This is a genomic window from Campylobacter aviculae (assembly GCF_005406215.1).
Lineage (GTDB): Bacteria > Campylobacterota > Campylobacteria > Campylobacterales > Campylobacteraceae > Campylobacter_D > Campylobacter_D aviculae.
In genome coordinates this window covers 68,388-91,913 of sequence record NZ_NXMA01000007.1, presented here as the reverse complement: position 1 = coordinate 91,913, position 23,526 = coordinate 68,388, and the positions used below count along the sequence as shown (strand labels likewise).

At 31.0% G+C, this 23,526-nt stretch carries 25 protein-coding genes, 1 tRNA gene and 1 other RNA gene; 14 read left to right on the top strand and 13 right to left on the bottom strand.

Going from position 1 to position 23,526, the window contains the following annotated elements:
* Window positions 1–775, top strand: a 775-nt coding sequence (locus CQA76_RS05095; RefSeq protein ID WP_137622357.1) for a Cj0814 family flagellar-dependent secreted protein, incomplete at its 5' end; no start/stop codon positions are given.
* A 140-nt stretch (window positions 776–915) separates the two neighbouring features.
* Here the strand turns inward: CQA76_RS05095 and CQA76_RS05090 are convergent.
* Window positions 916–991, bottom strand: a tRNA-Phe gene (locus CQA76_RS05090).
* Between the two features lie 153 nt (window positions 992–1,144).
* Here CQA76_RS05090 and CQA76_RS05085 point away from each other — a divergent pair.
* Window positions 1,145–2,488: a TrkH family potassium uptake protein gene (locus CQA76_RS05085; protein WP_137622356.1), complete on the top strand. Its 1,344-nt coding sequence runs from the start codon at window positions 1,145–1,147 to the stop codon at window positions 2,486–2,488.
* A gap of 9 nt (window positions 2,489–2,497) precedes the next feature.
* On the top strand, window positions 2,498–3,148 hold the full coding sequence (locus tag CQA76_RS05080; RefSeq protein ID WP_137622355.1) for a potassium channel family protein: 651 nt from the start codon (window positions 2,498–2,500) through the stop codon (window positions 3,146–3,148).
* Here CQA76_RS05080 and CQA76_RS05075 read toward each other — a convergent pair.
* The 4 genes from CQA76_RS05075 to gltX are packed head-to-tail and all read right to left on the bottom strand — an operon-like array spanning window position 3,145 to window position 7,076.
* Window positions 3,145–3,816, bottom strand: coding sequence for an MqnA/MqnD/SBP family protein (locus CQA76_RS05075; protein ID WP_137622354.1), 672 nt, complete (start codon window positions 3,814–3,816; stop codon window positions 3,145–3,147). The genes CQA76_RS05080 and CQA76_RS05075 overlap by 4 nt on opposite strands.
* 2 nt (window positions 3,817–3,818) lie before the next feature.
* Window positions 3,819–4,448 carry a uracil phosphoribosyltransferase gene (upp, locus tag CQA76_RS05070; RefSeq protein WP_137622353.1) on the bottom strand — a complete coding sequence of 210 codons (630 nt, stop codon included), beginning with the start codon at window positions 4,446–4,448 and terminating at the stop codon, window positions 3,819–3,821.
* Window positions 4,445–5,680, bottom strand: coding sequence for a malic enzyme-like NAD(P)-binding protein (locus CQA76_RS05065; RefSeq protein WP_137622352.1), 1,236 nt, complete (start codon window positions 5,678–5,680; stop codon window positions 4,445–4,447). The genes upp and CQA76_RS05065 overlap by 4 nt, the downstream gene beginning before the upstream one ends.
* A 4-nt stretch (window positions 5,681–5,684) precedes the next feature.
* Window positions 5,685–7,076, bottom strand: coding sequence for a glutamate--tRNA ligase (gene gltX, locus CQA76_RS05060; RefSeq protein WP_137622351.1), 1,392 nt, complete (start codon window positions 7,074–7,076; stop codon window positions 5,685–5,687).
* A 64-nt stretch (window positions 7,077–7,140) separates the two neighbouring features.
* Between gltX and CQA76_RS05055 the strand changes: the two genes are divergently transcribed.
* Window positions 7,141–7,956, top strand: a complete 816-nt coding sequence (locus tag CQA76_RS05055; RefSeq protein WP_137622350.1) for a peptidylprolyl isomerase — start codon at window positions 7,141–7,143, stop codon at window positions 7,954–7,956.
* A gap of 24 nt (window positions 7,957–7,980) precedes the next feature.
* Here the strand turns inward: CQA76_RS05055 and CQA76_RS05050 are convergent, their stop codons facing one another.
* Together CQA76_RS05050 and accB are read right to left on the bottom strand one after the other, a co-directional pair.
* Window positions 7,981–9,312, bottom strand: coding sequence for an acetyl-CoA carboxylase biotin carboxylase subunit (locus tag CQA76_RS05050; RefSeq protein ID WP_137622349.1), 1,332 nt, complete (start codon window positions 9,310–9,312; stop codon window positions 7,981–7,983).
* A gap of 1 nt (window position 9,313) precedes the next feature.
* Window positions 9,314–9,763 (bottom strand): acetyl-CoA carboxylase biotin carboxyl carrier protein, encoded by a 450-nt coding sequence (gene accB, locus CQA76_RS05045; protein WP_137622348.1) that lies wholly within the window; start codon window positions 9,761–9,763, stop codon window positions 9,314–9,316.
* A gap of 135 nt (window positions 9,764–9,898) precedes the next feature.
* On the opposite strand from accB, the gene dcd reads away from it, so the two are divergent.
* From dcd to CQA76_RS05025, 4 genes are all read left to right on the top strand, one after another.
* Entirely contained in the window at window positions 9,899–10,459 is a 561-nt protein-coding gene (gene dcd, locus CQA76_RS05040; protein WP_137622347.1) for a dCTP deaminase, read from the top strand.
* A 65-nt stretch (window positions 10,460–10,524) separates the two neighbouring features.
* Window positions 10,525–11,529, top strand: coding sequence for a UDP-N-acetylglucosamine 4,6-dehydratase (inverting) (gene pseB / locus CQA76_RS05035; RefSeq protein WP_137622346.1), 1,005 nt, complete (start codon window positions 10,525–10,527; stop codon window positions 11,527–11,529).
* The gene (pseC, locus tag CQA76_RS05030; RefSeq protein WP_137622345.1) at window positions 11,529–12,659 is read left to right on the top strand and encodes a UDP-4-amino-4,6-dideoxy-N-acetyl-beta-L-altrosamine transaminase; all 1,131 of its coding nucleotides are present in this window, start codon (window positions 11,529–11,531) and stop codon (window positions 12,657–12,659) included. The genes pseB and pseC overlap by 1 nt, the downstream gene beginning before the upstream one ends.
* Entirely contained in the window at window positions 12,652–13,965 is a 1,314-nt protein-coding gene (locus CQA76_RS05025) for a DUF4910 domain-containing protein (protein WP_170999713.1), read from the top strand. Before pseC ends, CQA76_RS05025 begins: the two co-directional genes overlap by 8 nt.
* Here CQA76_RS05025 and CQA76_RS05020 read toward each other — a convergent pair.
* Window positions 13,948–14,526, bottom strand: a complete 579-nt coding sequence (locus CQA76_RS05020) for an AAC(3) family N-acetyltransferase (RefSeq protein ID WP_269747336.1) — start codon at window positions 14,524–14,526, stop codon at window positions 13,948–13,950. The genes CQA76_RS05025 and CQA76_RS05020 overlap by 18 nt on opposite strands.
* Window positions 14,527–14,528: 2 nt before the next feature.
* Window positions 14,529–14,723, bottom strand: coding sequence for a hypothetical protein (locus CQA76_RS09020; RefSeq protein ID WP_170999712.1), 195 nt, complete (start codon window positions 14,721–14,723; stop codon window positions 14,529–14,531).
* Between the two features lie 129 nt (window positions 14,724–14,852).
* Between CQA76_RS09020 and CQA76_RS05015 the strand changes: the two genes are divergently transcribed.
* From CQA76_RS05015 to CQA76_RS05000, 4 genes are read left to right on the top strand one after another with little or no spacing between them, the layout of a single operon-like run.
* Window positions 14,853–15,647: an AAC(3) family N-acetyltransferase gene (locus tag CQA76_RS05015; protein ID WP_137622343.1), complete on the top strand. Its 795-nt coding sequence runs from the start codon at window positions 14,853–14,855 to the stop codon at window positions 15,645–15,647.
* A complete protein-coding gene (locus tag CQA76_RS05010) occupies window positions 15,648–16,724 on the top strand; it encodes a 3-oxoacyl-[acyl-carrier-protein] synthase III C-terminal domain-containing protein (RefSeq protein WP_137622342.1) in 1,077 nt (358 codons plus the stop codon).
* Complete coding sequence (locus CQA76_RS05005) at window positions 16,721–16,951, top strand: phosphopantetheine-binding protein (RefSeq protein ID WP_137622341.1); 231 nt, start codon at window positions 16,721–16,723, stop codon at window positions 16,949–16,951. Before CQA76_RS05010 ends, CQA76_RS05005 begins: the two co-directional genes overlap by 4 nt.
* 3 nt (window positions 16,952–16,954) lie before the next feature.
* Window positions 16,955–17,713: an SDR family NAD(P)-dependent oxidoreductase gene (locus CQA76_RS05000; protein ID WP_232364901.1), complete on the top strand. Its 759-nt coding sequence runs from the start codon at window positions 16,955–16,957 to the stop codon at window positions 17,711–17,713.
* A 460-nt stretch (window positions 17,714–18,173) separates the two neighbouring features.
* Here the strand turns inward: CQA76_RS05000 and CQA76_RS04990 are convergent, their stop codons facing one another.
* The 3 genes from CQA76_RS04990 to CQA76_RS04975 all read right to left on the bottom strand — a co-directional run bounded on the left by CQA76_RS04990 (window position 18,174) and on the right by CQA76_RS04975 (window position 19,887).
* A complete protein-coding gene (locus CQA76_RS04990) occupies window positions 18,174–18,524 on the bottom strand; it encodes a hypothetical protein (RefSeq protein WP_137622340.1) in 351 nt (116 codons plus the stop codon).
* Between the two features lie 591 nt (window positions 18,525–19,115).
* Window positions 19,116–19,475: a transfer-messenger RNA gene (gene ssrA / locus CQA76_RS04980) on the bottom strand.
* Between the two features lies 1 nt (window position 19,476).
* On the bottom strand, window positions 19,477–19,887 hold the full coding sequence (locus CQA76_RS04975) for a histidine phosphotransferase (RefSeq protein WP_137622339.1): 411 nt from the start codon (window positions 19,885–19,887) through the stop codon (window positions 19,477–19,479).
* Window positions 19,888–19,980: 93 nt separating this feature from the next.
* Between CQA76_RS04975 and ruvB the strand changes: the two genes are divergently transcribed.
* Both ruvB and CQA76_RS04965 read left to right on the top strand, forming a co-directional pair.
* On the top strand, window positions 19,981–20,988 hold the full coding sequence (ruvB, locus tag CQA76_RS04970) for a Holliday junction branch migration DNA helicase RuvB (RefSeq protein WP_137622338.1): 1,008 nt from the start codon (window positions 19,981–19,983) through the stop codon (window positions 20,986–20,988).
* Window positions 20,989–20,990: 2 nt separating this feature from the next.
* Window positions 20,991–22,034 carry an AI-2E family transporter gene (locus tag CQA76_RS04965; RefSeq protein ID WP_137622337.1) on the top strand — a complete coding sequence of 348 codons (1,044 nt, stop codon included), beginning with the start codon at window positions 20,991–20,993 and terminating at the stop codon, window positions 22,032–22,034.
* Window positions 22,035–22,069: 35 nt separating this feature from the next.
* Here the strand turns inward: CQA76_RS04965 and fumC are convergent, their stop codons facing one another.
* Window positions 22,070–23,461, bottom strand: a complete 1,392-nt coding sequence (fumC, locus tag CQA76_RS04960; RefSeq protein ID WP_137622336.1) for a class II fumarate hydratase — start codon at window positions 23,459–23,461, stop codon at window positions 22,070–22,072.
* Window positions 23,462–23,526: the final 65 nt, after the last annotated feature.

Genomic DNA, 23,526 nt, shown 5'->3' with positions numbered 1-23,526 from the left:
AAATACTATCAAGCAATACTATGATAAATTCAATGATATTATTAATCATACTTTTAACGATACCAATAAAACAAGTTTTAGTGAAGCAGATTTAAATAGTTTGCCTAAAGGATATAGTTTAAATAATAAAAATTTGGAAATACCTTATCGCTTGGAAGATAAAACCATAACAAATTATTATAACACCCAAGAACAATACGATGAAATGGAACAATTAGGAACGATTGCACATATTAACGTGGGATTGCAGCCATTAAATTTTACTCCTCAAAGTATGCAAACTCAAATTTTAGATCAAGATAGTGCAAGATATACTTTTAATCCTGATATGTCATTTTATCCAAAAAATGAAGATGGAACTTATACTAAAGAAGATTTATTTATGAGTTTTTTAAAATCCTCTGGTGGTGCAGAAGTTTTAGCAGGGGGTAATACTCAATTAAATCCTACAGTCCAATCTTACACCAATGCCAAGCTAGAAAAAAGCTTTGATGGATCATTAGCTTCCTTAGACGACATCATGACAGGTAAGGTTGATTTTGCAAGTTTATTAAAAGGCTATGCACAAGATGGTTGGTTTGACGCAGGTATTTATGCAATGGAAAAAGGAATTAAATGGCAAAATCACATAGGTTATGGTGGTGGAGCTTGGTTTGAAAGAGAGCTTAATCAAGCAAAAGCTAATGGCTGGAAAGCAAGTAGTGAAAGTATCAATTCTTATGTTGGATCTATAATGGATAGATTAAATAATCTCATAGGACAAACTAGGGTTTAAGTTTTTTGTAACTTAAAAATTAAATATCATTACTTGATACATCAATAAAGCACTTTTTATTAAATTTTTGGCTAGAATGAATTTTATTTTTTAAAGGTTATTAAAATAAGCTAGAGTTCTAATTCCTAGAAACAATCACATGGTGGTTAGAGGCAGAATCGAACTGCCGACACGCAGATTTTCAGTCTGCTGCTCTACCGACTGAGCTATCCAACCTTAAGCAAGTCTTCTGATTGCTTTTTTAGTAAGAAAATGTAATTCTATCTTTTTTTCTTTAATTTAAGTTTAAATATAAAATTAGGTTTAATTTGCCTTAAAGTTTTAATCAGATAAAATGCCGATTTTAAAAATAAAATTAGTGGAGTTTTTTTGAAACAATTTGGATTAGATAGAAAAACTTTTAAAATTTTATTAGCTGGTTACATTATTATTGCTTTACTTGGTGCTGCTCTTTTATACTCAAATTGGGCACACAAAACTCCTATTAGTTTTTTTGATGCTTTTTTTACAAGTACTTCGGCTATTAGTATGACTGGGTTAATTGTAAAAAATACCGCAACAGATTTTACCTTTATCGGTCAAATTATTATATTAGCATTGATTCAAATTGGCGGTTTAGGCTATATGAGTATAGGTTTTTTTGTGTATATACTTATACGTAAAAAGGTGGGTTTTAGCGGAAAAAATTTACTTAAAGAATCCTTATTTTACCCTACCATGGATGGACTTTTTAAATTTTTTAAAAAAGTTTTGCTTTTTATTTTTATTATTGAGCTTATAGGCGCTATTTTGCTAACAATGCGTTTTGCACTTGAAATGAGTTTTAAAGAAGCTCTTTGGTTTGGAATATTTCATTCTATTAGTGCTTTTAATAATGCTGGTTTTAGTATTTTTGAACATGGACTTTCTATATACAAACATGATATTGCTATCAATTTAATTGTTACTACTCTCATCATCATAGGTGGCCTTGGATATTTTGTTTTAGTAGAGCTTTATTTTTTTCAAAGAAAGCGTTTGCAAACTCTTAGTTTGCATACAAAAGTTGTTATTTTGGCTACTCTTTTTTTAATCATATCTTCTACTTTAATCATATTTATATTAGAATATTCCAATCCTAAAACTATGGGTAATTTTTCTTTCTTTGATAAAATTCTAAGTTCCTATTTTACAGCGATTAATTATCGGACAGCTGGATTTAACACTTTAGATATTAATCATTTATATGATGCAAGTTTGTTTTTTGGATCTTTATTTATGGTTATAGGGGGAGCACCTGGAGGAACTGCTGGAGGTATGAAGGTTACTACCGTAGTTGTGCTTTTGTTATATGCTTATTGGAGTATTCGTGATGGTAGAGTCAGGGTATTTGGACATGAAATTTCACAAGAAACCATATCAAGAGCATTTATTATAGCTATAGGATCAGCAGTTTATATCGTAATAGCCGTTATTTTACTTTCTTTACTAGAATCTCATCTCGAATTTCTTCCTTTATTGTTTGAAACTTCTTCAGCATTTGCAACGGTTGGAATTTCAGTTGGGAATGGAGGAACACTTTCTCTCTGTGCTTTATTTAGCAATCCTAGTAAAATTATCATAATAATAATGATGCTTAGTGGAAGAATTGGTGTTTTTGCATTTTTACTTTCTGTTTTTAAACAAGACAAAGCAATTCATATTAAATTTCCTGAAGGAAAAATCAATTTATAAAGGCAAATTATGAAAAATATTAGTTATGGAGTTATAGGACTTGGAAAATTTGGATCAGTCGTTGCTGAAGAGCTAATTACCGCGGGATATACGGTGATAGTTGCTGATAAAGACGAAGAAGCTTTAAAAAATATTTCAAATCCGGTAAATTACGCTTATATACTTGATTCCACAAATATTACAGCTTTAAAAGAAGCAGGATTTCATGATGTTGAAGTTGTCATTGTTAGCATTGGAGACAATGTTGAAAAATCAATACTTACTTTAATGGCGCTTAAAGATATAGGAGTAAATAACATCATTGCAAAAGCCACTTCAAATATTCATGGACAAATTTTATCAAAACTTGGTGCTACTAAAGTCATTTATCCTGAGAAAGAAAGTGCGAAGAGACTAGTTAAAGATTTTCTTACTAAATCAATTGAATTTGAAATTTTTGATCTTTCTTCAAACACAATTCGTGCAATAAAACTTAATATAGACGAAAAACTAGCTGGAAATTCTCTTAAACACATTGCTCAAAATATGCGAGTGATTGCGTACAAAAAGCTTAACAATGATTGGGAAATAATGCCAGATTTTGAAACAACTACTGTCTATAGTGGAGATGTTGTAATTCTTTTAGGAACCGCAAAAGAATTAAAAAATTTTGAGTACTAAATTTCTTTTTTAAATTTGACTGCATTGACAAAACGTTTTAAAGCCTTTTTTTCCTTATAGGCTATATTATAATAAATTATCTCGTTTAAATAGTGCTTGATATCCTTAGCAGATATATCTTTCTTATGAACATATTTTTGAAGTATGTATTGTGGAATTTTGATTTTTTGTCTGGCAAAACTTTTTAAAATTTTAGAAAAATAAACCTTTTTTCGCACACATGAAAAACGTGCAAAAACAAAAGGTAAATGAGTTTTTTTATACCATAAATCACACAAATCTATATAGGAATTGGGATCTTTTATATAAAGTTTTAAAGCCTTATCACCTATGATAACTCTACCCTTCAAACCTAAAACCTGAGAAAGTGCATTTGAAGTAGCTGAACTAGGATCTTTAGCCTTAGCAGAATCTTTTTCAACCAAAACACTTAAAACTTGCTTATTGGCACAAATTCCAAAATCTAAATTTTTATATTTTTTTCTAACACTTTCAATACTTGAAGTCATAGCACCATCAACCCTACGATAAAACAATTCTTTATTAAAATGGCTAGGCTCACCTTTTTTATAAAAAAGCGTGGCTTTAAAGCCGTTAGGCAAAGGATATTTTTTAAGATATACAGTTAAAGGTAATAAATTAATATAATCAAATTTACCAAAAATCATAATTAGCCTAGAGTATTAAAAACCCTATCTCCTGCATCTCCAAGTCCTGGCACTATGTAACCTTTTTCATTTAGCTCCTCATCAATAGCAGCCACATAAATTTCTATATCTTTGTGTACTTTTTTAAAATTTTCAATCCCCTGCGGCGTAGCAAGTATTGAAATAAATTTAATTTTTTTTATACCTTTTGATTTTAAAAAATTACAAGCCTCTATCGCAGTTCCTCCAGTAGCAAACATAGGATCAATTACAATAGCAGTACGATTAATCGCATCTTGTGGAATTTTTTCAAAATAAAAATTTGCTTCAAGAGTTTCTTCATTTCTTGCAAAACCTAAAAATCCCACACTAGCATCAGGAATCAATCTAAAAACGCTATCAAGCATACCTAAAGCAGCTCTTAAAATAGGGCAAATCATAATTTTTTCATCCAATTTCTTCACTATAGTACTTGAAACAGGAGTTTGAATTTGAATCTCCTTCAAATTCAAATCCTTAGTTGCTTCAAAAAGTAAAAAAGTAGAAATTTCATCAATCAACATTCTAAACTGAAAGGGCTTAGTATGCTTATCACGCAAAAGACCTAATTTATGTTCTATTAAAGGATGAGTGATACAAAAAACATTCTTCATTTCAAACTTTCAAAATATGCTCTCTCGTCAAATTCTTTAATCAAGCTCACTCCATCTTTAACAGCTGCTGCTGCTACTGCAGTACTTACTACTGCTTTTACCCTTTCATCAAAAGGCTTTGGAATCACATATTCTCTACCAAATTCTAAAGAATTAATTTCATAAGCTTTTTTAACCGCATCACTCACAGGTAATTTTGCCAAGTCAGCCAAAGCTCTTGCTGCAGCAACTTTCATATTTTCAGTGATCTTAGTTGCACGAACATCTAAAGCACCTCTAAAAATAAAAGGAAAACCTAAAACATTATTGATTTGATTAGGATAATCACTTCTTCCCGTTCCTATTATAGCATCCTTTCTAAGCCTTACAACATCTTCTGGCATAACCTCTGGAATAGGATTTGCCAAAGCAAAGATAACAGGATCTTTAGCCATACTTAAAACCATTTCATCATCAAGAATTTTCGGAGCACTAAGACCTAAAAATACATCAGCACCTTTTAAAGCCTCTTTTAATGTTTTTTCTTTAGAATCTATAGCAAATTCAAGTTTTTGTGGGGTTAAATCATTTCTATCCTTAGAAACCACACCCTTACTATCCACCAAAATAATATGCTCAACCCCTAAGTTTCTATACATTTTAGCACTAGCAATCCCTGCAGCACCTGCACCATTTACAACCACCTTAATGTCTTTAAATTTTTTTCCACTAATTTCCATAGCATTCATAAGTCCTGCAGTCGATATAATCGCTGTTCCGTGCTGATCATCGTGCATCACAGGAATTCCAAGATCTTGTAAAGCCGCTTCTATCTCAAAACATTTTGGTGCAGCAATATCTTCCAAATTAATCCCTCCAACTGTTGGAGCTAAAGCTTTGCAAAAGGCAACTATTTCTTCTACGCTATGAACATCAATCTCTATATCATAAGCATCCACATTTGCAAATTTTTTAAACAAACAAGCCTTGCCTTCCATAACGGGTTTGGAAGCTTGTGCTCCAATATTTCCAAGTCCTAAAACCGCAGATCCATCACTAACTATAGCGACTAAATTTGCCTTGCTTGTATAAACATAAGCAAGTTCTTTATCTTTTGCTATTTCAAGACAAGGTTCAGCTACACCCGGACTATACGCTAAAGATAATTCATAGTTTGTGTCCATAGGTTTTGACGCAATGGTATGGATTTTACCGCCTAAATGATACTCTAAAGCCTCTTTTTTTGAATACATTTTTTTATTTCCTCCTAACTTTTAAAAAATTTTCTATTCTTTGTTTGCATTCCTCAACCCCTAAAAACTCTAAAACCTCAAAAATACTAGGGCTTACAGCACTTCCTGTCAAAGCTATGCGTATAGGTTGGGCTAAATCTTTTAATTTTACATCATTTTTTTGTAAGAATTCATTAGTAAAACTTTCAAAATCACTCGCAAGACTTTGATTGCTTAACTCATTTGCATATTTTTTTAATAAATCAAGATTTTTTTCATTTACAAATTTATTGATAGCTTGTTCATCATAACTTTTAGGAACTTCTATAATGCTCTTAGCTCCGCTGATAATTTCAAGTAAAGTTTTAGCACGTTCTCTTAAAAGATCAAGTAAAAATTCTGCTTTTTCATAAACAGACAAATCAAATCCAAACTCTTTAAGTTGGTGATTGATTTCTTCAAAAGACAAAGTTTTAATATAATGTGCATTAAGCCATTCTAGCTTTTTAAAATTATAGCAAGATGCACTTTTATTGATGTGATTTGGATCAAAAAGTTTTTTTAAATCTTCAAGTGAAAAAATTTCATCATCTCCGTGGCTCCAACCCAAACGTACAAGAAAATTCAGTAAAGCTTGAGGTAAAATTCCCATAGCTTTATATTCCATAACATCAGTAGCTCCGTGACGTTTTGAAAGTTTTTTTCCATCTTCTCCGTGAATCATAGCCACATGATAAAATTTTGGAATTTTAAAGCCCAAGGCTTCATAAAGAATGATTTGTTTTGGGGTATTAGAAAGATGATCATCCCCGCGAATAACATCACTAACTCCCATTAAAGCATCATCAATAACAACGGTAAAATTATAAGTAGGCGTTCCATCACTTCTTGCGATGATAAAATCATCTAAAATATCCTCAACCTTAAATTTAACCTCACCCTTAACACCATCTATAAAGCAAATTTCTCCATTTTGTGGTGCTTTTATACGCACAACAGGTTCTATTCCTTGAGGCGGTGTACCTTTAAATTCTCTATATCTTCCATCATACTTTGGACGCTCTTTAGCTGCTTCTTGCTTAGCACGCAATTCTTCTAATTCTTCTTTACTCATATAGCAATAATAAGCCTTACCTTCATCTAAAAGCTTTTGAATATATTTTTTATAAATCTCAAAACGTTCAGACTGATAAGTCACCTCTCCATCATAATCGAGTCCACACCAATTAAAAGCTTCAAGAATTGCTTGCGTAGCTTCCTTAGAATTTCTTTTAAGATCTGTATCTTCAATACGAAGTAAAAATTGACCTTTATTCTTTCTAGCATATAAATAGCTATAAAGCGCAGTCCTTAAACCCCCTATATGCAGATATCCTGTAGGACTTGGTGCAAAACGAGTTACAAGTTTTTCTTCCATTTTTTGCCTTTTCTTAAATTTTTATTGATATAATGCGATATTTACACTTAAATAAAGGTTTGAAATGAAAAAAATTTTATTAACTTTTTGTTTTTTTGCAAATTTAGCAAGTGCAAACACTATTGATGCTATTGCTGTAGTTGTTGATAAAGAGCCTATTACAACTTACGATATCAAGCAAACGATGAAAATTTTAAATGTTCCCAAAGATAAGGCTTTAGAAATACTTATTAATGAAAAAATGGAAAAATCCCAAATGAGACAATTTGGCATTTACACAAGCGAACTAGAGCTTGATGAAGCAATCGATAGAATGTTATCACAAAACAATATAACTCTTAATATGCTTAAAGAAAATTTAAAATCTAAAGGTCAAAGCTATAAAGATTTTCGAGTAAAATTTAAAAGAGATTTAGAAAAAAGAAAACTCTATGAAAAAATAGCAAATACTGCAAAAGTAGATTTTAGTGATATCGGTGCTAAAAAATTTTTCGAACAACATCAAGATAAATTCAGCATCTACACTGAAATCACTGCAAAAATGTATAGTTCTAAAAATGTAAAAAGTTTGGAATCTTTAAGAATTAGCAAAAAAACAATGTTAAAAGCCAACAATATCAGTCTAAATCCAAGTAATACAGATCCTAGACTCTTAGCCTTATTATCTCAAATTCCCATAGGAGGTTTTTCTCCGGTTTTAAATTCTAAAAATGGTTATGAAATTTATAAAGTAGAAAATAAAAGTGGGATGCAAACCCCAGAATTTGAACAAATTAAAAATGAGGTTTTAAATGCCTATGTCGGAGAACAAAGACAAAATTATATTCAAGATTATTTTGACAAATTGCATTCTAAAATAAATATAGAGTATTTAAGATAAATCTAGGATTAAATCCTAGATTTGTTAATGTCTAGAAAGATAATTGGTATCATAGTTATTTTCAATGAAATCTTTATTATCCATCATGGCAAGATGGAAATCTTTAGTCGTTTTAATGCCTCCGACAATAAGTTCATTTAACGCTACTTTCATCTTAGAAATGGCTTTATTGCGATCTTCAGCCCAAACCACAAGCTTTCCTATCATAGAATCATAATAAGGCGGTACAGAATAATCCTGATAACAATGACTTTCCATTCTGACATTACGACCTGCTGGAGCAACATATCTTGTAATTTTACCTGGACAAGGTAAAAAGGTTTGAGAATCTTCAGCTGTGATTCTGCATTCTATAGAATGTCCTTTAAGAACAATATCTTCTTGCTTTGGTAAAGCATAACCTTCAGCCACTTTAATCATTTGTTCAATAATATCAATCCCACTAACCATTTCACTCACACAATGTTCAACTTGCAAACGTGTATTCATTTCTATAAAATAAAAATCTAAATTTTTATCTACCAAAAACTCAAAAGTTCCTGCTCCCTCATAACCTATAGCTTTAGCTGCTTTAACTGCAGTTTCGTGAAGTCTAGTACGCGTTTTTTCATCGAGTAAAATTGCTGGAGACTCTTCGATCAATTTTTGATGGCGTCTTTGCATAGAACAATCTCTTTCACCTATATGGATTACATTTCCAAAACTATCTCCGATCACTTGCACTTCTATATGACGTGGATTTTGGATATATTTTTCCATATACATAGTTCCATCTCCAAAAGCTGTCATCGCTTCGCTTTCAGCAGACCAATAAGCCTTTTCAAGATCCTTTTCATTTTCAACAACCCTCATCCCACGGCCACCACCACCTGCTGCAGCCTTTAAAATCACAGGATAACCGATTTCTTTAGCAAGTTTTTTAGCCGCTTCAGCACCTGCTAAAGCTCCATCACTTCCTGGGATGACAGGAACACCTGCTCTTTGCATCACTTGCTTAGCTTTGCTTTTATCACTCATTAAATTCATAGCCTCAACTGAAGGACCTATAAATTTAAGATTATGTTTAGTACAAATTTCAACAAAATTTTGATTTTCGCTTAAAAAACCATAACCTGGAAAAATAGCATCCGCTTCAGCAATTTCGGCTGCAGTAATAATAGCTGGAATATTAAGATAGCTTTCAGAACTTCTTGCTTTTCCTATACAAATACTCGCATCAGCATATTTTAAATATAAAGCATCCTTATCCGCTTCAGAATACACACAGATTGCTTTTTTACCCATTTCCTTAATAGTTCTTAAAGCTCTTAAAGCAATCTCTCCTCTATTGGCTATTAAAACGCTTTTGATTTCCATTTTATAATTTCTCCACTGCAAATAAAGGCATTCCGTATTCTACAGGCTGTCCATCGGCAACTAAAATTTCTACAATACGACAATCAAATTCCGCTTCAATTTCATTCATAATTTTCATAGCTTCAATAATGGCAATTGCATCACCTTTTTTTACAGTGCTACCCACTTTTACAAATGGAGCAGCACCTGGGCTTGGAGCTTGATAAAATGTCCCTACCATAGGACTATTGATACTTGGATTATTTGATTTTGTATTAGAAGGTGTTTCATTTACAACATTAACGTTAATAGGTTGTGGAACTGGTGTTGCTGGAGATGCAGGTATTAAAGTATCGCAACTCATATCTCTTTCAAGTTCAATTTCAAAACCATCTTGTTCTTTAATTTTAATTTTACTGATATTAGCTTCTGCAAACAAATTCACTAATTCTTTAATCTCTTCTTTAGTCATAAACTTCTCCTGATTTTAAGAACTTAATCTAGTATTATATTAAAAAACTTAAAATTTAACTTTAAAAAAATAAAAAATTCCCAAAAATATAAAAAAATAAGCTATAATCTCACAAAAGATTTATCAAGGTTAAATATGGGTTTAAAAGCAGATAATTGGATCAGAAAAATGGCACTTGAGCGTAAAATGATCGAACCATTTTGCGAAGCAAATATAGGCAAAGGGGTTGTAAGTTACGGACTTTCAAGCTATGGTTATGATATACGCGTGGGACGTGAGTTTAAAATTTTTACCAATGTAAATTCCACTGTAGTAGATCCTAAAAATTTTTTAGAAGAAAATGTGGTTGATTTCGTAGGTGATGAATGTATCGTTCCTGCTAATTCTTTCGCACTTGCTAGAACAATTGAGTATTTTAAAATGCCTGATGATGTTTTAGCCATTTGTCTTGGAAAAAGTACTTATGCAAGATGCGGAATTATAGTCAATGTTACCCCGTTTGAACCTGGATTTGAAGGGCATATTACTATAGAAATTTCAAATACCACTCCTTTACCTGCAAAAATTTATGCCAATGAAGGCATAGCTCAAGTTTTATTTTTACAAGGTGATGAAGTGTGTGATACCACTTATCGCGATAAAAAAGGTAAATATCAAGCCCAAACAGGTATAACTTTACCTAGAATCTTAAAATAAATTTTTATGGAACGTTTGTTGCTTGAAATTTTTTATTAAGAAACGATATTTATAAAGGAAGATAAATGTTTAATGGCAAAAATATTCTTATCACAGGCGGAACAGGAAGTTTTGGAAAAACTTATACTAAAATTTTACTCCAAAATTATAAACCCAATAAAATCATTATTTTTTCAAGAGATGAACTCAAACAATTTGAAATGGCAATTTCTTTTAACCAGCGTTGTATGCGATATTTTATAGGCGATGTTAGAGATAAAGAAAGATTAAGTTATGCTATGAATGGTATTGATTACGTGATTCACGCGGCCGCTATGAAACATGTTCCTGTAGCCGAATACAATCCTATGGAATGCATAAAAACCAATATCAATGGTGCGCAAAACGTGATTGATGCTTGTTTAGAAAATAATGTTAAAAAATGTATCGCACTCTCTACGGATAAAGCGTGCAATCCGGTTAATTTATATGGCGCAACCAAGCTTGCAAGCGATAAGCTTTTTGTTGCAGCTAACAATATCGCGGGAAATAAAAATACAAAATTTAGCGTTGCTAGATATGGAAATGTTGTGGGTTCAAGAGGTTCTGTGGTGCCATTTTTTAAGAAATTAATTGAAGAAGGAGCCAAAGAACTTCCAATTACAGACGAAAGAATGACAAGATTTTGGATCAGTCTTGAAGATGGAGTCAAATTCGTTTTAAACAATTTTGAAATCATGCATGGCGGAGAAGTTTTTGTTCCAAAAATTCCATCCATGAAAATTACAGATTTAGCCCATGCTTTAGCACCTGATTTAAAAACAAAAATCATCGGCATTAGGCCTGGGGAAAAATTACATGAAACTATGATTTCAAGCGATGATAGCCATTTAACTTATGAATTTGAAAAATATTATGTGATCAGTCCAAGCATTAAATTTACAAATATAGAGAGTGATTTTAGTATTAATGCTAAAGGAGAAAAAGGACAAAAAGTTCAAGATGGCTTTTCTTATAGTTCAGATAATAATAAAGAATGGGTCAGCGAACAAGATCTTTTGGATATCATCAATCATACGGAATTTGAATAATGCTTACTTATTCTCATCAAAATATCGATCAAAGCGATATTGAAGCGGTTATTGATGCCTTAAAGGGAGAAATTTTAACCGGTGGAAAAAAGGTTGAAGAATTTGAACAAGCTTTATGTGAGTATGTGGGTGTAAAATATGCTTGTGTTTTAAATTCTGCCACCTCAGCTTTGCATCTAGCTTATAGTGCTTTAAATGTAAAAAACAAAACCGTTCTTACCACACCTCTTACTTTTGCAGCAACAGCCAATGCAGCCTTGATGGCTGGAGCAAAGGTTGAATTTATCGATATTAAAAGCGATGGCAATATCGATGAAAAAAAATTAGAACAAAGATTAAAAACAAAAAGCGATGATATAGGGGCAATTTGCGTTGTTGATTATGCGGGCAATAGCGTAGAAATGGATGAAATTGATAAACTTTGCAAAAATTATAATATCCCTTTAATCGATGATGCAAGCCACGCCTTAGGAGCTTATTATAAAGATGAAAAAGTCGGCAAAAAAGCAGATCTAAGCATTTTTTCTTTTCATCCGGTAAAACCCATCACTACTTTTGAAGGTGGTGTTGTTGTAAGCAATAATGAAGAGCTTATGAAAAAAATCAGACTTTTAAGAAGCCACGGTATAGTCAAAAAAAGACTTTGGGATAGCGATATGATCGAACTTGGCTATAATTACCGCTTAAGCGATGTCGCTTGTGCTTTAGGGATCAATCAACTTAAAAAATTAGATCATAATTTAGAAAAACGAGAAGAAATCGCTCGATTTTATGATAAAGAATTTGAAAGAAATCCTTATTTTTCTACTATTAAAATCAAAGATTATAAAAAAAGTTCAAGACATTTGTATCCTATTTTGCTTTTTCCTGAATTTTATTGTCAAAAAGAAGATATTTTTAAAGCTTTGCTAGATAAAGGTATTGGTGTGCAGGTGCATTACAAGCCTACTTATGAATTTAGTTTTTATCAAAAACTTTTAGGGCAAATAAGACTTGAAAATGCGGATAATTTTTACAAAGCGGAACTTAGCATTCCTTGCCATCAAGAAATGAATCTCCAAGATGCTAAATTCGTAAAAGATACTTTATTTGATATACTTGAAAAAACCAAAAAGGGATATTGTGGATAGCCTTGATTTTAGAAGTACTGATTTTGAAAATACTGGCAAAGCGATGTATGAACTCGCTAAAGAGCTTTTCCCAATCTGCAGAAGCATAACAGGACAAGGCTTTAGAGACAGCTTATCAATTTTAAATAACACTCTGGGAGGTATTTTACAAATTCACTCCATTAAAAGCGGAACGCAAGTTTTTGACTGGATAGTTCCACCTGAATGGCATATAAACGATGCTTTTATCATCACTCCTAATGGAGAAAAAATTTGTGATTTTAAAAAACACAATTTACACGTTTTAAACTACAGTGAAGGTATCGATAGAGAAATAGAACTTGATGAATTGCAAAATCATCTTTACTCGCTTGAAGAAAAACCCGATGCTATTCCTTATGTAACGAGTTATTATAAAAGGCGTTGGGGATTTTGTATCACTCACAATGAAAGAAAAAAGCTAAAGCAAGGAAAATACCGCGTTTTTATTGATGCTAAGCACGATGAAAATGGCGTTTTAAATTACGCAGATTTTATCATCCCTAGCACTCAAGACTCTAAAGAAGAAATTTTAATCTCTACTTATCTTTGCCATCCATCCATGGCAAATAATGAATTAAGCGGTCCAATAGTAACTATCTATCTTGCCAAATGGCTTTTAAATTTAACAAAGAGAAAATACAATTATCGTTTTGTCATCATCCCTGAAACCATAGGCTCTATCGTTTATATCCATAAACATTTAAAACATTTGCAAAAATACACTAAGGCAGGTTTTGTGCTCTCTTGCTTAGGCGATGATAATGCTTACTCACTCATACACTCTCCTTGCCAAAATACCCTTTCAGATAAAGTTGCTTTACATACTCTAAGAAATAAAGAAAATTTCAAAGAATTTAACTTCTTAGATCGCGGATCTGATGAGAGGCAATACAACGCTCCACTTGTCAATTTAGGTGTTATAGGAGCGTGTCGTTCAAAATATCTAGAATATAAAGAATATCACACTTCCAAAGATGATTTAAATTTCATTAGCCCCAGAGGTTTAGCGGGTGGACTTAAAGCCATGCAAGAAATCATTTTAAATTTAGAAATCAATGAAATTTATGAAAATACAATTTTTTGCGAACCCAACCTTGGAAAACGAGGGCTTTATCATACTTTAAGCACGGCCAATGATATCCCTTTAGCTTGTAATTTTCTAGCTTATTGCGATGGTAAAAACGATATCATCGATATCGCTGAAATTTTAAATATGCAAGCTTACGAATTTAAAGATCTTTTGGAAAAAATATTAGATTTTAAACTTTTAAAGCTTTCTGTATAAATTTCTTCCTTTATTTTCTTTAATATCCTTAGCAATAATTTCAAAAGCTTTTTTTAGATCAATCTTTTTAATGCGTATATCATCGAAAAAATCAAGCCCCATCACTTGTGTTTCTAAAAAAATGCTTTCTAAGGCATTGATATCTGTTAAAACTCCATCGTTGCGAACAAACATATCATAAGTTTTTAAATTTTTATTACCCTGCTCGTCCGTATAATAAGATTTAAAACTTTTATTATGTCTATAATCTACATTAAAACACTGCTCAACATAATGAACAAAAGTAAAAGAATCTTGCAAAGGCAAATCAATTATAATCATTTTAGCATTTTTCTTATACATGAAATCAAAAAGAGAATTAGAATCAAAAGCTCCTTTATTTTCGAGTGCGATCAATTCATCTTGAAATTTTCCAGCAACCGCAAAAGAATAAATAGGATGCTTCGTGCGTTTAAATTCACTTCTTTTTAAAGCAATATTACCTAAAGCACCCGTTTGAGACTTTGAATGCAAAATATCATAAGGCAAAGATTTACAAAAATCCCAATTAAAGGTTTGTATTGCTAAAGTAATACCCCCCCCCCATCTCTCTTGCTATCAGCCATAACTAAATATTTTTGAGAAAAAATATCAAGCAATAAATTTAAATTTTTCCTAGCATTACCTTTCAATCTTTGAAGTAAATGTATAAAATTACCTGTCAATATAATACAATCTCCTTTAGCTATATCTAATTTTTCAATAAATTGATCTAACATAGAACCAACCTTATAATTATCAAAAACTTTAATATAAACAATTACTAGAATAACAAAATTTTATTAAAAGTTTATTTAAAGAAATGTATGATATGATGCTATAAAAAATTAGATTGAAAGTATAATCAATTGAAAGAATTATTTCGTTATAAAAATCAAACCTATAATCAAAAAGATCTCATAGAAACTTTAGAAAAATTGGGAATTAAAAATGGAGACATAATTTATATCCATAGTGAAATCTATAATTTTGGAATACCGCTTTTACCCATAAAAGAACTTTTAAAAGCCTTGATTGAATGCTTCTTTGAAGTTATAGGCAAAGATGGAACTTTAGTTATGCCTACTTTTACCTATAGTTTTTGCAATAATGAGGTTTATGATAAGTTAAATTCAAAATGCACAGTAGGGGCACTTAACGAATTTTTCAGATTGCAACAAGGGGTTAAAAGAACGAACGATCCTATTTTTTCTTTTGCTGTTAAGGGTGACAAAGAAGAATTATTTCTAAAAGAAACAACTAGTTGTTTTGGTAAAAATAGCGTTTATGATGAACTTACCAAAAATAATGCTAAAGCCATTCTTTTTGGAGGTGAACATTTGGGTTTTACTTATTTTCATTATATAGAAGAAAAAGCGAAAATAACTTATCGTTATCATAAAACTTTTAAAGGAAATATTATAGATGAAGATGGCATCCAAATTGATAAAGAAATTCGATTTTTTTGCAGAGATTTAACAAAAAAATACAACATTATCGATCAAGAAAAAGTTTTTAATATACTAGACTCTCAAAAACTTACCAATAAACTTAATTTTGGTGGCGCCCAAATTGTTTCTTTTAAAATAGAAAAATTTTATACTTTTATTTTTGATAAATTGATAAAAAATGAAAATTATTTACTTTTTCCAAAGGAAATTTAAATGCAAGCCTCCTTTAACTATGTAAGATTAAGCCACGTTCTTACTATAGTTCCTCAAAATCTCATCAATATAGATGATGAACTCGATACAAGATATAAAGGCGATATTAAAAAACTATCTCAAATTAAAAAAAATGTTGGCTTACAATACAGATATGAAGCAGATCAAGAAACGACTGCTAGTGATTTAGGAGAATATGGAGCTAAAATACTTTTTAATGAATTTAGTATCGATAAAAACTCACTAGATGCAATTATAGTTTGCACTCAAACTCCAGATTTTTTTATGCCTCCTACAGCTTGTTATTTGCATGGAAAATTAGGTTTAAGTGAAAAAACATTAGCTTTTGATATCAATCAATCTTGTTCGGGTTATGTTTATGGACTTTATACGGCTTATTCTATGATAGAAAATGGATCTTGTAAAAGAATTTTATTTATTTGTGGAGATACTTGGAGTAAATTTCATAATCCTTTAAATACACCGAACCTCGGAGGCGATGGCATAAGTATAACCTTAATCGAACACTCCCAAAAAGAACACAAATCCTATTTTGATTTGGGCTCAGATGGTAAAGGTTTAAAATATCTTTTTATGCCTTTTGGAGCTTTTAGAGATACAAATTTAAAAACTATGAAAGAACCTGAAATTTTAAATAAAAATATAAAAGAAAAACAAGTATATATGAATGGACTTGAAATTTTTAATTTTGCTACAAGAAAAGAACCATTAGTCTTTTCACAACTTTTACAATATGCAAATTATGATCAAGATAAATTGGATTTTGTTTTCTTTCACCAGGCTAATAAAGGAATTTTAGAAATAATTACCAATCGGCTAAAAATCAACTGTGATAAAGTTCCCTTAAGCATAGATAAATACGCAAATCTAGGAGCAGCCTCTATTCCTGCTACCTTGTGTGATAGTGTCAATTCTTATGAATTTCCATTACAAAAGAATTTAAAAATTGTCTTAGGTGCTTTTGGAGCAGGACTTAGTTGGGCAAATGCTCTTATGACTTTAGATACAGATTTTATATGCAAAAAAGTTCAAATTTATCAAAAGGAGAAAAAATGACAAAAAAAGAATTTTTAGAAGAATTATCTAATGCTATACAATTAGACTATACACTCAGAGAAGATCAAGATTTAAACGAAATTGAAGAATATGATAGCTTGGCGTTATTGTCAGTCAGTGCGCTTTTTAGCGAGCATTTTAATTTAGAAATTGAAGGACACGTTTTAAGAAATTGTCAAAATGTATCTGATCTTATAGCTTTGGCTAAAGATCACATAAAAGATTAACTTATGATTTTTAAAGAAAACACCTTTAAAGATAAAAATTTTTTAATCACAGGTGCAAGTAGTGGTATAGGTGCCCACATTGCTTTGACTTTAAACGAACTTGGTGCTAAAGTTGTAGCGATTGCAAGAGATGATCAAAAACTTAAATATCAAAAAAATCAAGCCAAAAATCCAGAAAATTTTATCTGCATAAGCAAAGACTTATCTGATTATGAAAAATTGGATTCTTGGACTTTAGAACTTTGCAAAGAATTTGGTGGATTTGATGGAGCAGTTTTTAGTGCAGGAATTTCAGAAAATACTAGCATTAGAAGTATAGCTTATATCCAAAAAGCTAAAAAAATTTTTGATATCAATTATTTTGGAAATTTACAAGTTTTAAAGGGTATGGTTGATCGAAGGGCTCATTCTAAAGAAGGTTCTAGTTTTGTATGGATAGCTTCAAGTGCGGCTACAGTACCACAAAGAGGACTCTGTCTTTATTCTGCAAGCAAAGCAGCAATTGTAGCTTCTATCAAATGTATTGCTCTTGAAATCGCTCCAAAATTTCGCATTAACTCTATTTCACCAGCATTAGTCGAAACACCTCTAATTAAAAATAATGACTTTATGCAAAATTATATACAAATGGCTAATGAAACCTATCCTTTAGGAATAGGAAAAGTTGAAAACATTACTCCTATGGCTTGTTTTTTACTTAGTGAAGATTCTTCATGGATGACAGGTCAAGATGTAATGATAACCGGGGGGGGAGAGGGCTAAAAATTTAGAAAATTAATTTATGGTATTAAAGCAAAAAAAGAATTTCTATTTTGAAGTTTTTATAGATGAAGTTTATTTTCCAATACTTCATTTTAAAAATATCAAAATCGGTATTTAGTTAATCTCCGTTGATTATCCAATACTCAATATTTTAACTATTTGCTTTAAATTTATTTTAATTTTTTAGAACATAATCCTCCATAAACTCCACTCATACTAATATCCATTTAAATCATCTTTTATTGAAGTGTTCGGAAACTTTTACATTTGTCGGCGGAAAAATAAAATTTCCATTTGGAAAAATAAAACTTCCATAAAAGTGGAAATTTTATTTTTCTATAAACCTTAAACTTAATAATGTAGTTTTACTTTTATTATGTCATATATTAGCAAATTACAGCTACTATAATTATTTATTAAATAACAAGATAAATAGCAAATCTTTAATTTTCACGATTTATTAAATTTCGTCAGACAATAAATATTGTATTTTTGTAATTGTTTGTGAAATATATTTAAGTGCTCCATTCTTATCACCTAAGCGATAAGACTCACTATGATTAACAAGATCTTCCATATTCTCTCCTTTAAGTTCTTTTTCTAAAAAATCTTTTATTTCACTTTTTCTTTGATCTGTAGCATGAGAGAGTTTGCGTTTCAATGCAAAATTTATTGGTTTTGTCCAGCTTAATCGTAAGAGTAGTTCATTCTTGACACCAAAATCAGTATAATGGCACTTTAAAAAATTTCTCAAAGTACCTTCTAAATTAAGTGAGAGTTTCAACATTTTTTCGTTTATAACACTATCCATAAATATCCATCCTTATTTTTTGAATTAAATTAAAATATTTTTCCATAAAAATTATAAATAATTAATAGATATATAGTAAAAAAATTAAGCTTTCTATGTAACTATCTTCCAAATCTTAAAATTATAGATAGTTACATGCTATTTTTATATAAAAAGTAATTAAAATACGATTATATAGTATTTTATTAGGGATAGTTACAACCAAATAAAACATAAGAATATTTTAAGTAAAAATGCAACTATCTTATAGGGTTAAAAACATTTTTGGGATATAAAATTTAAAATCAAATATCACTTTTAATTGCGTTTTAAACAATATTTAATTACTTTTTAGGGACAAAACAGACATTTTTTGGGATATTTGGGATTTTTTACACTTTAAATTAGGAAAGATAAAAAGTCATTTTTGTAAGCTTTAAAATCCTATTATTTGGTGGTTTTGCTAAAATTATTTAGGGATAGTTACATGTTCTTTTTAAAATACCCCTTACAGAATTATAAGAAAAATTGCAATAATTATAAACAAATGAAATAATAATTTCGAAAAAATAGGTATTTTGAAAGATTTTTAAATTTTAAGAAATCTATTAATGGTGGAAGCGAGGGGAATTGAACCCCTGTCCAAAAATAACCCCACAAAGATCTCTACATGTTTAGCAAAGATGACTGTTTCACTATATTTCGCTCATCTTCCAAAACTTAAAAATATAGCTAAGACTTTAATTTCGCTTAAAATGTGTCAAACCTTAAGCTACACTATCTAAAGATGACCAAATTTCAAGCTAGATAGTATCACTTAAAATTCAGGCTCAACTGAACTTACGCAGCTTTAGCGTAAGCAGGAGCAAATTTAACGTTGTTTGCGTTTAATTTTATTTAGGCTTTTTACGCTTTGCCTAAAGCGACATGCCATCTAAGCAGACCTACTCCTGTCGAAGCCAAGTCGCTCCCATTATTTAGAAATAATATTTGGAACATTAACAATTAAAGGATTAAAAACAGCTAAAACAGAATCATCATTTTCATAGGAACGACAATATTTTTCAAATTGATCACTTACTAAAAGCATCCAATCTGTAAATTCTTCACTTGCTGGACCTTCAAAACGATTTGCTTGAGCCATCATCTCCTCGCAAAATACGCAAAAATCCGTAATTTCACTAAGTCCTAAACGTCTTGCTGCCCAAGCGGTATTATGCACTAGAGTTTCAAGCTCTTTTATGGCCTCTTTATAGCGTATGCTATCACTGCCAAGATTGATGATTAAAGGTTCAAACCTATCACACATCGTTCTAAAAAATTGCAAAAACTTTTCTATATCGTCAATTTCATAATCTAATTCTAATTTTGCTAAAATCCCCATTTTCAAACCATATTATAAAGTTTAAGTAAATTCTAGCAAATTTTAGCTAAAATCTTATTTTAATTTTTTTAAAAAAAGAATAAGAATAAAATTATGGATAGAATAGTAGAGATAGAAAAATACTCTTTTGATGAAACTTATGAGAATTCCCTACGTCCATCAAGTTTTGATGGTTATATAGGACAAGAAAATATTAAAAAAAATCTAAATGTTTTTATTGCCGCGGCAAAAAAACGCAATGAATGCTTAGATCATATTCTTTTTAGTGGTCCAGCAGGACTTGGAAAAACGACTTTAGCAAATATCATCTCTTATGAAATGGGAGCAAATATCAAAACGACAGCTGCACCAATGATAGAAAAAAGCGGGGATTTAGCTGCTATTTTAACAAATTTAAGCGAAGGTGATGTTTTATTTATCGATGAAATTCATCGCTTAAGTCCTGCAATTGAAGAAGTGCTTTATCCTGCAATGGAGGATTATCGTTTGGATATTATTATAGGTAGCGGACCCGCAGCACAAACGATAAAAATTGATTTACCTAAATTTACTCTCATAGGAGCCACTACGCGCGCAGGTATGCTTAGCAACCCTTTAAGAGATCGCTTTGGTATGCAATTTCGTTTAGAATTTTATAAAGATAGCGAACTTGCAACCATACTTCAAAAAGCTGCTTTAAAACTCAATAAAACTTGTGAAGAAGATGCGGCTCTTGAAATCGCAAAAAGATCAAGATCAACACCTAGAATTGCCTTAAGACTTTTAAAAAGGGTCAGAGATTTTGCTGATGTTAATGATGAGGAAAATATTACTCTAAAAAGGGCTAATGAAGCTTTAAATTCCTTAGGGGTTAATGAACTTGGTTTTGATGCTATGGATTTGAGATACCTTGAACTTTTAACTGCAGCAAAGCAAAAACCTATGGGACTTGCAAGTATAGCAGCGGCTTTAAGCGAAGATGAAAATACGATCGAAGATGTTATAGAACCATATTTACTGGCAAATGGCTATATAGAACGCACTGCTAAAGGGCGTATAGCAAGTCATAAAAGTTTTAATGCTTTAAAATTAAAATACGAAAAAACTTTATTCGAGGAGTAAAATTGAAAAACGGAAAAATTTTTCTAATTTGTTTCATTTTAGTGATTTTATCACTTTTGCTTTATCTTTTTAAAAGCTTTTTACTTGTAATTATCATTGCAAGCTTAATGGCAGTTGCAACATCAAATATTAACGCAAAATTTCTACATTTAACCAAAGGGCATAAATTTTTTGCTTCAATTTTAACAACTTCTTGTATGGTGATTTTATTTTTCGCTCCTTTTTTTTATACGATGATAGAACTGGCTAAAACTTTAAAAAATTTCGATATTAGTCTTATTTCTCACACACTAGATTATATTAAAAATTATCAATTTACTTTACCTGAAGGACTCAATTTTTTAGAACCAAAAATCAAGGAATTTTTAGCTTCTATAGATTTAAACAATATCTCTAAACAAGCTTTAAATTATGCCTCAAGTTTTACAAAATCTGGAGCCAAATTCCTTATTGATATGGCTTTAATTTGCGTCTTTTATTTTTTTGCCAATCTTTATGGAACTGAACTTGTCATTTATTTAAAATCTATTATTCCTGTAAATAGAAAAGAATTAGATGATGTTTTATCTGAAGTGGGTAATGTGATGGCAGTTGTGCTTTATTCTATGGTGATCATTGCTATTTTTCAAGGAACTCTTTTTGGACTTATTGTTGCATTTTATGGATATGATGGAATTTTAATGGGTGCCATTTTTGCAGTTAGCTCCTTAATACCTGCTGTAGGAGGTGCTTTAGTTTATATACCTGTAAGCCTTTACGAATTTGCTTCTAATGGCTTGAATTCAGCACTTGTAATTTTAATTTATTCTATAGTTGTTATTTCTTTTGTTGCTGATACTTTAATTAAGCCTTTAATTATAAAATGGATCAATAAAAAACTCGTTAAAACACCAACGAAAATCAATGAACTTCTAATTTTCTTAGCCATGATGGCGGGAATATCAAGTTTTGGCTTTTGGGGTATTATTTTAGGCCCTGCAATCTTAACTTTCTTTATATCTACTATTAGAATGTATGTAATCTTAAAAGAAAAGAAATTGATTTGATTTATCTAACTTGTAAAGTTAGATAAATTTTAAAATTAAGCTTTTGGACCTATCATCTTAGTCGGATCAACAAAGCGATTAAAATCTTCCTCGCTTACTAAACCGAGTTCCATAGCACTTTCTTTTAAAGAAATTCCTTTTTTGTGTGCATTTTTAGCCACCTTTGCAGCATTTTCGTAACCTATGTGTGGATTTAAGGCAGTCACTAACATTAAAGAATTATGAAGATTATGATCAATTTTTGCACGATTTGGTTCTATACCCTCAGCACAATGGATATTGAATGAATGCATAGAATCAGCCAATAAATCAAGACTTTGTAAAAAATTATAAATGATCACAGGCTTAAATACATTGAGTTCAAAATTTCCTTGACTTGCAGCAAATCCAATCGTAGCGTCATTTCCCATCACTTGAACTGCAACCATAGTCATAGCCTCACATTGAGTAGGATTTACTTTGCCCGGCATAATAGAACTTCCTGGCTCATTTTCAGGAATAACAATTTCTCCAAGGCCACATCTTGGACCCGAAGCTAACCATCTTATATCATTTGCAATTTTCATTAAATTTGCAGCCAAACCTTTCATAGCTCCGTGAGTAAAATTAATCGCATCATGGCTTGTTAAAGCATGAAATTTATTAGGGCTTGAAATAAACTTAGTCCCCATAAGTTTGCTTAATTCTTCACTGACTTTTTCGCTAAGCTCGGGATGGGCATTAAGACCTGTTCCTACAGCTGTCCCGCCAATGGCTAGTTCTCTTAAGGTTGGTAAAGAAGCTATAATTTGCTCCTTAGAATGTAAAAGCATAGAAAGATAACCACTAAATTCCTGTGCTAAAGTCAGCGGAGTAGCATCTTGCAAATGGGTACGCCCTATCTTGATAATGCCTTCAAATTCTTTTACTTTTTTTTCAAAAGTCGCAATGAGTTTATCTAAAGTAGGAATAAGTTTTTTTTCAACTTGCTCGACTGCAACTATACTCATAGCCGTTGGAAAAGTATCGTTTGAACTTTGACTCATATTGACATGATCATTTGGGTGTACGAGTTTTTCTTTACGAAAATCTCCACCCATGATTTCAGTGGCACGATTTGCAATCACTTCATTCATATTCATATTACTTTGAGTGCCCGATCCTGTTTGCCAAATCGCAAGTGGAAAATTATCATCAAATTTGCCCGCAATGATCTCATCACACGCTTGAACAATAGCATTTTTTTTAGCATCATCGAGTTTGCCAAGTCTATTATTAACTAAAGCTAAAGATTTTTTAAGATTTGCAAAAGCATAAATTAAAACCTTTGGCATTTTCTCGCAACCGATTTTAAAATTTTCAAAACTCCTCTCGGTTTGCGCTCCCCAATATTTATCATCTGGAACCTTAATCTCACCCATAGTATCGTGTTCAATTCTGTATTGCATCAGCTATTCCTTTTGTTTGAAATTTTATTTAAATTTATTTAAACAAAAATCTACATAAATTTAGC

Coding starts and splice junctions, on each gene's coding strand:
- CQA76_RS05080 (WP_137622355.1), top strand. CDS start 2,498: ATGAAAAATATTAGTTATGGAGTTATAGGACTTGGAAAATTTGGATCA.
- CQA76_RS05075 (WP_137622354.1), bottom strand. CDS start 3,816: ATGATTTTTGGTAAATTTGATTATATTAATTTATTACCTTTAACTGTA.
- upp (WP_137622353.1), bottom strand. CDS start 4,448: ATGAAGAATGTTTTTTGTATCACTCATCCTTTAATAGAACATAAATTA.
- CQA76_RS05065 (WP_137622352.1), bottom strand. CDS start 5,680: ATGTATTCAAAAAAAGAGGCTTTAGAGTATCATTTAGGCGGTAAAATC.
- gltX (WP_137622351.1), bottom strand. CDS start 7,076: ATGGAAGAAAAACTTGTAACTCGTTTTGCACCAAGTCCTACAGGATAT.
- CQA76_RS05055 (WP_137622350.1), top strand. CDS start 7,141: ATGAAAAAAATTTTATTAACTTTTTGTTTTTTTGCAAATTTAGCAAGT.
- CQA76_RS05050 (WP_137622349.1), bottom strand. CDS start 9,312: ATGGAAATCAAAAGCGTTTTAATAGCCAATAGAGGAGAGATTGCTTTA.
- accB (WP_137622348.1), bottom strand. CDS start 9,763: ATGACTAAAGAAGAGATTAAAGAATTAGTGAATTTGTTTGCAGAAGCT.
- dcd (WP_137622347.1), top strand. CDS start 9,899: ATGGGTTTAAAAGCAGATAATTGGATCAGAAAAATGGCACTTGAGCGT.
- pseB (WP_137622346.1), top strand. CDS start 10,525: ATGTTTAATGGCAAAAATATTCTTATCACAGGCGGAACAGGAAGTTTT.
- pseC (WP_137622345.1), top strand. CDS start 11,529: ATGCTTACTTATTCTCATCAAAATATCGATCAAAGCGATATTGAAGCG.
- CQA76_RS09020 (WP_170999712.1), bottom strand. CDS start 14,723: ATGTTAGATCAATTTATTGAAAAATTAGATATAGCTAAAGGAGATTGT.
- CQA76_RS05010 (WP_137622342.1), top strand. CDS start 15,648: ATGCAAGCCTCCTTTAACTATGTAAGATTAAGCCACGTTCTTACTATA.
- CQA76_RS05005 (WP_137622341.1), top strand. CDS start 16,721: ATGACAAAAAAAGAATTTTTAGAAGAATTATCTAATGCTATACAATTA.
- CQA76_RS05000 (WP_232364901.1), top strand. CDS start 16,955: ATGATTTTTAAAGAAAACACCTTTAAAGATAAAAATTTTTTAATCACA.
- CQA76_RS04990 (WP_137622340.1), bottom strand. CDS start 18,524: ATGGATAGTGTTATAAACGAAAAAATGTTGAAACTCTCACTTAATTTA.
- CQA76_RS04975 (WP_137622339.1), bottom strand. CDS start 19,887: ATGGGGATTTTAGCAAAATTAGAATTAGATTATGAAATTGACGATATA.
- ruvB (WP_137622338.1), top strand. CDS start 19,981: ATGGATAGAATAGTAGAGATAGAAAAATACTCTTTTGATGAAACTTAT.
- fumC (WP_137622336.1), bottom strand. CDS start 23,461: ATGCAATACAGAATTGAACACGATACTATGGGTGAGATTAAGGTTCCA.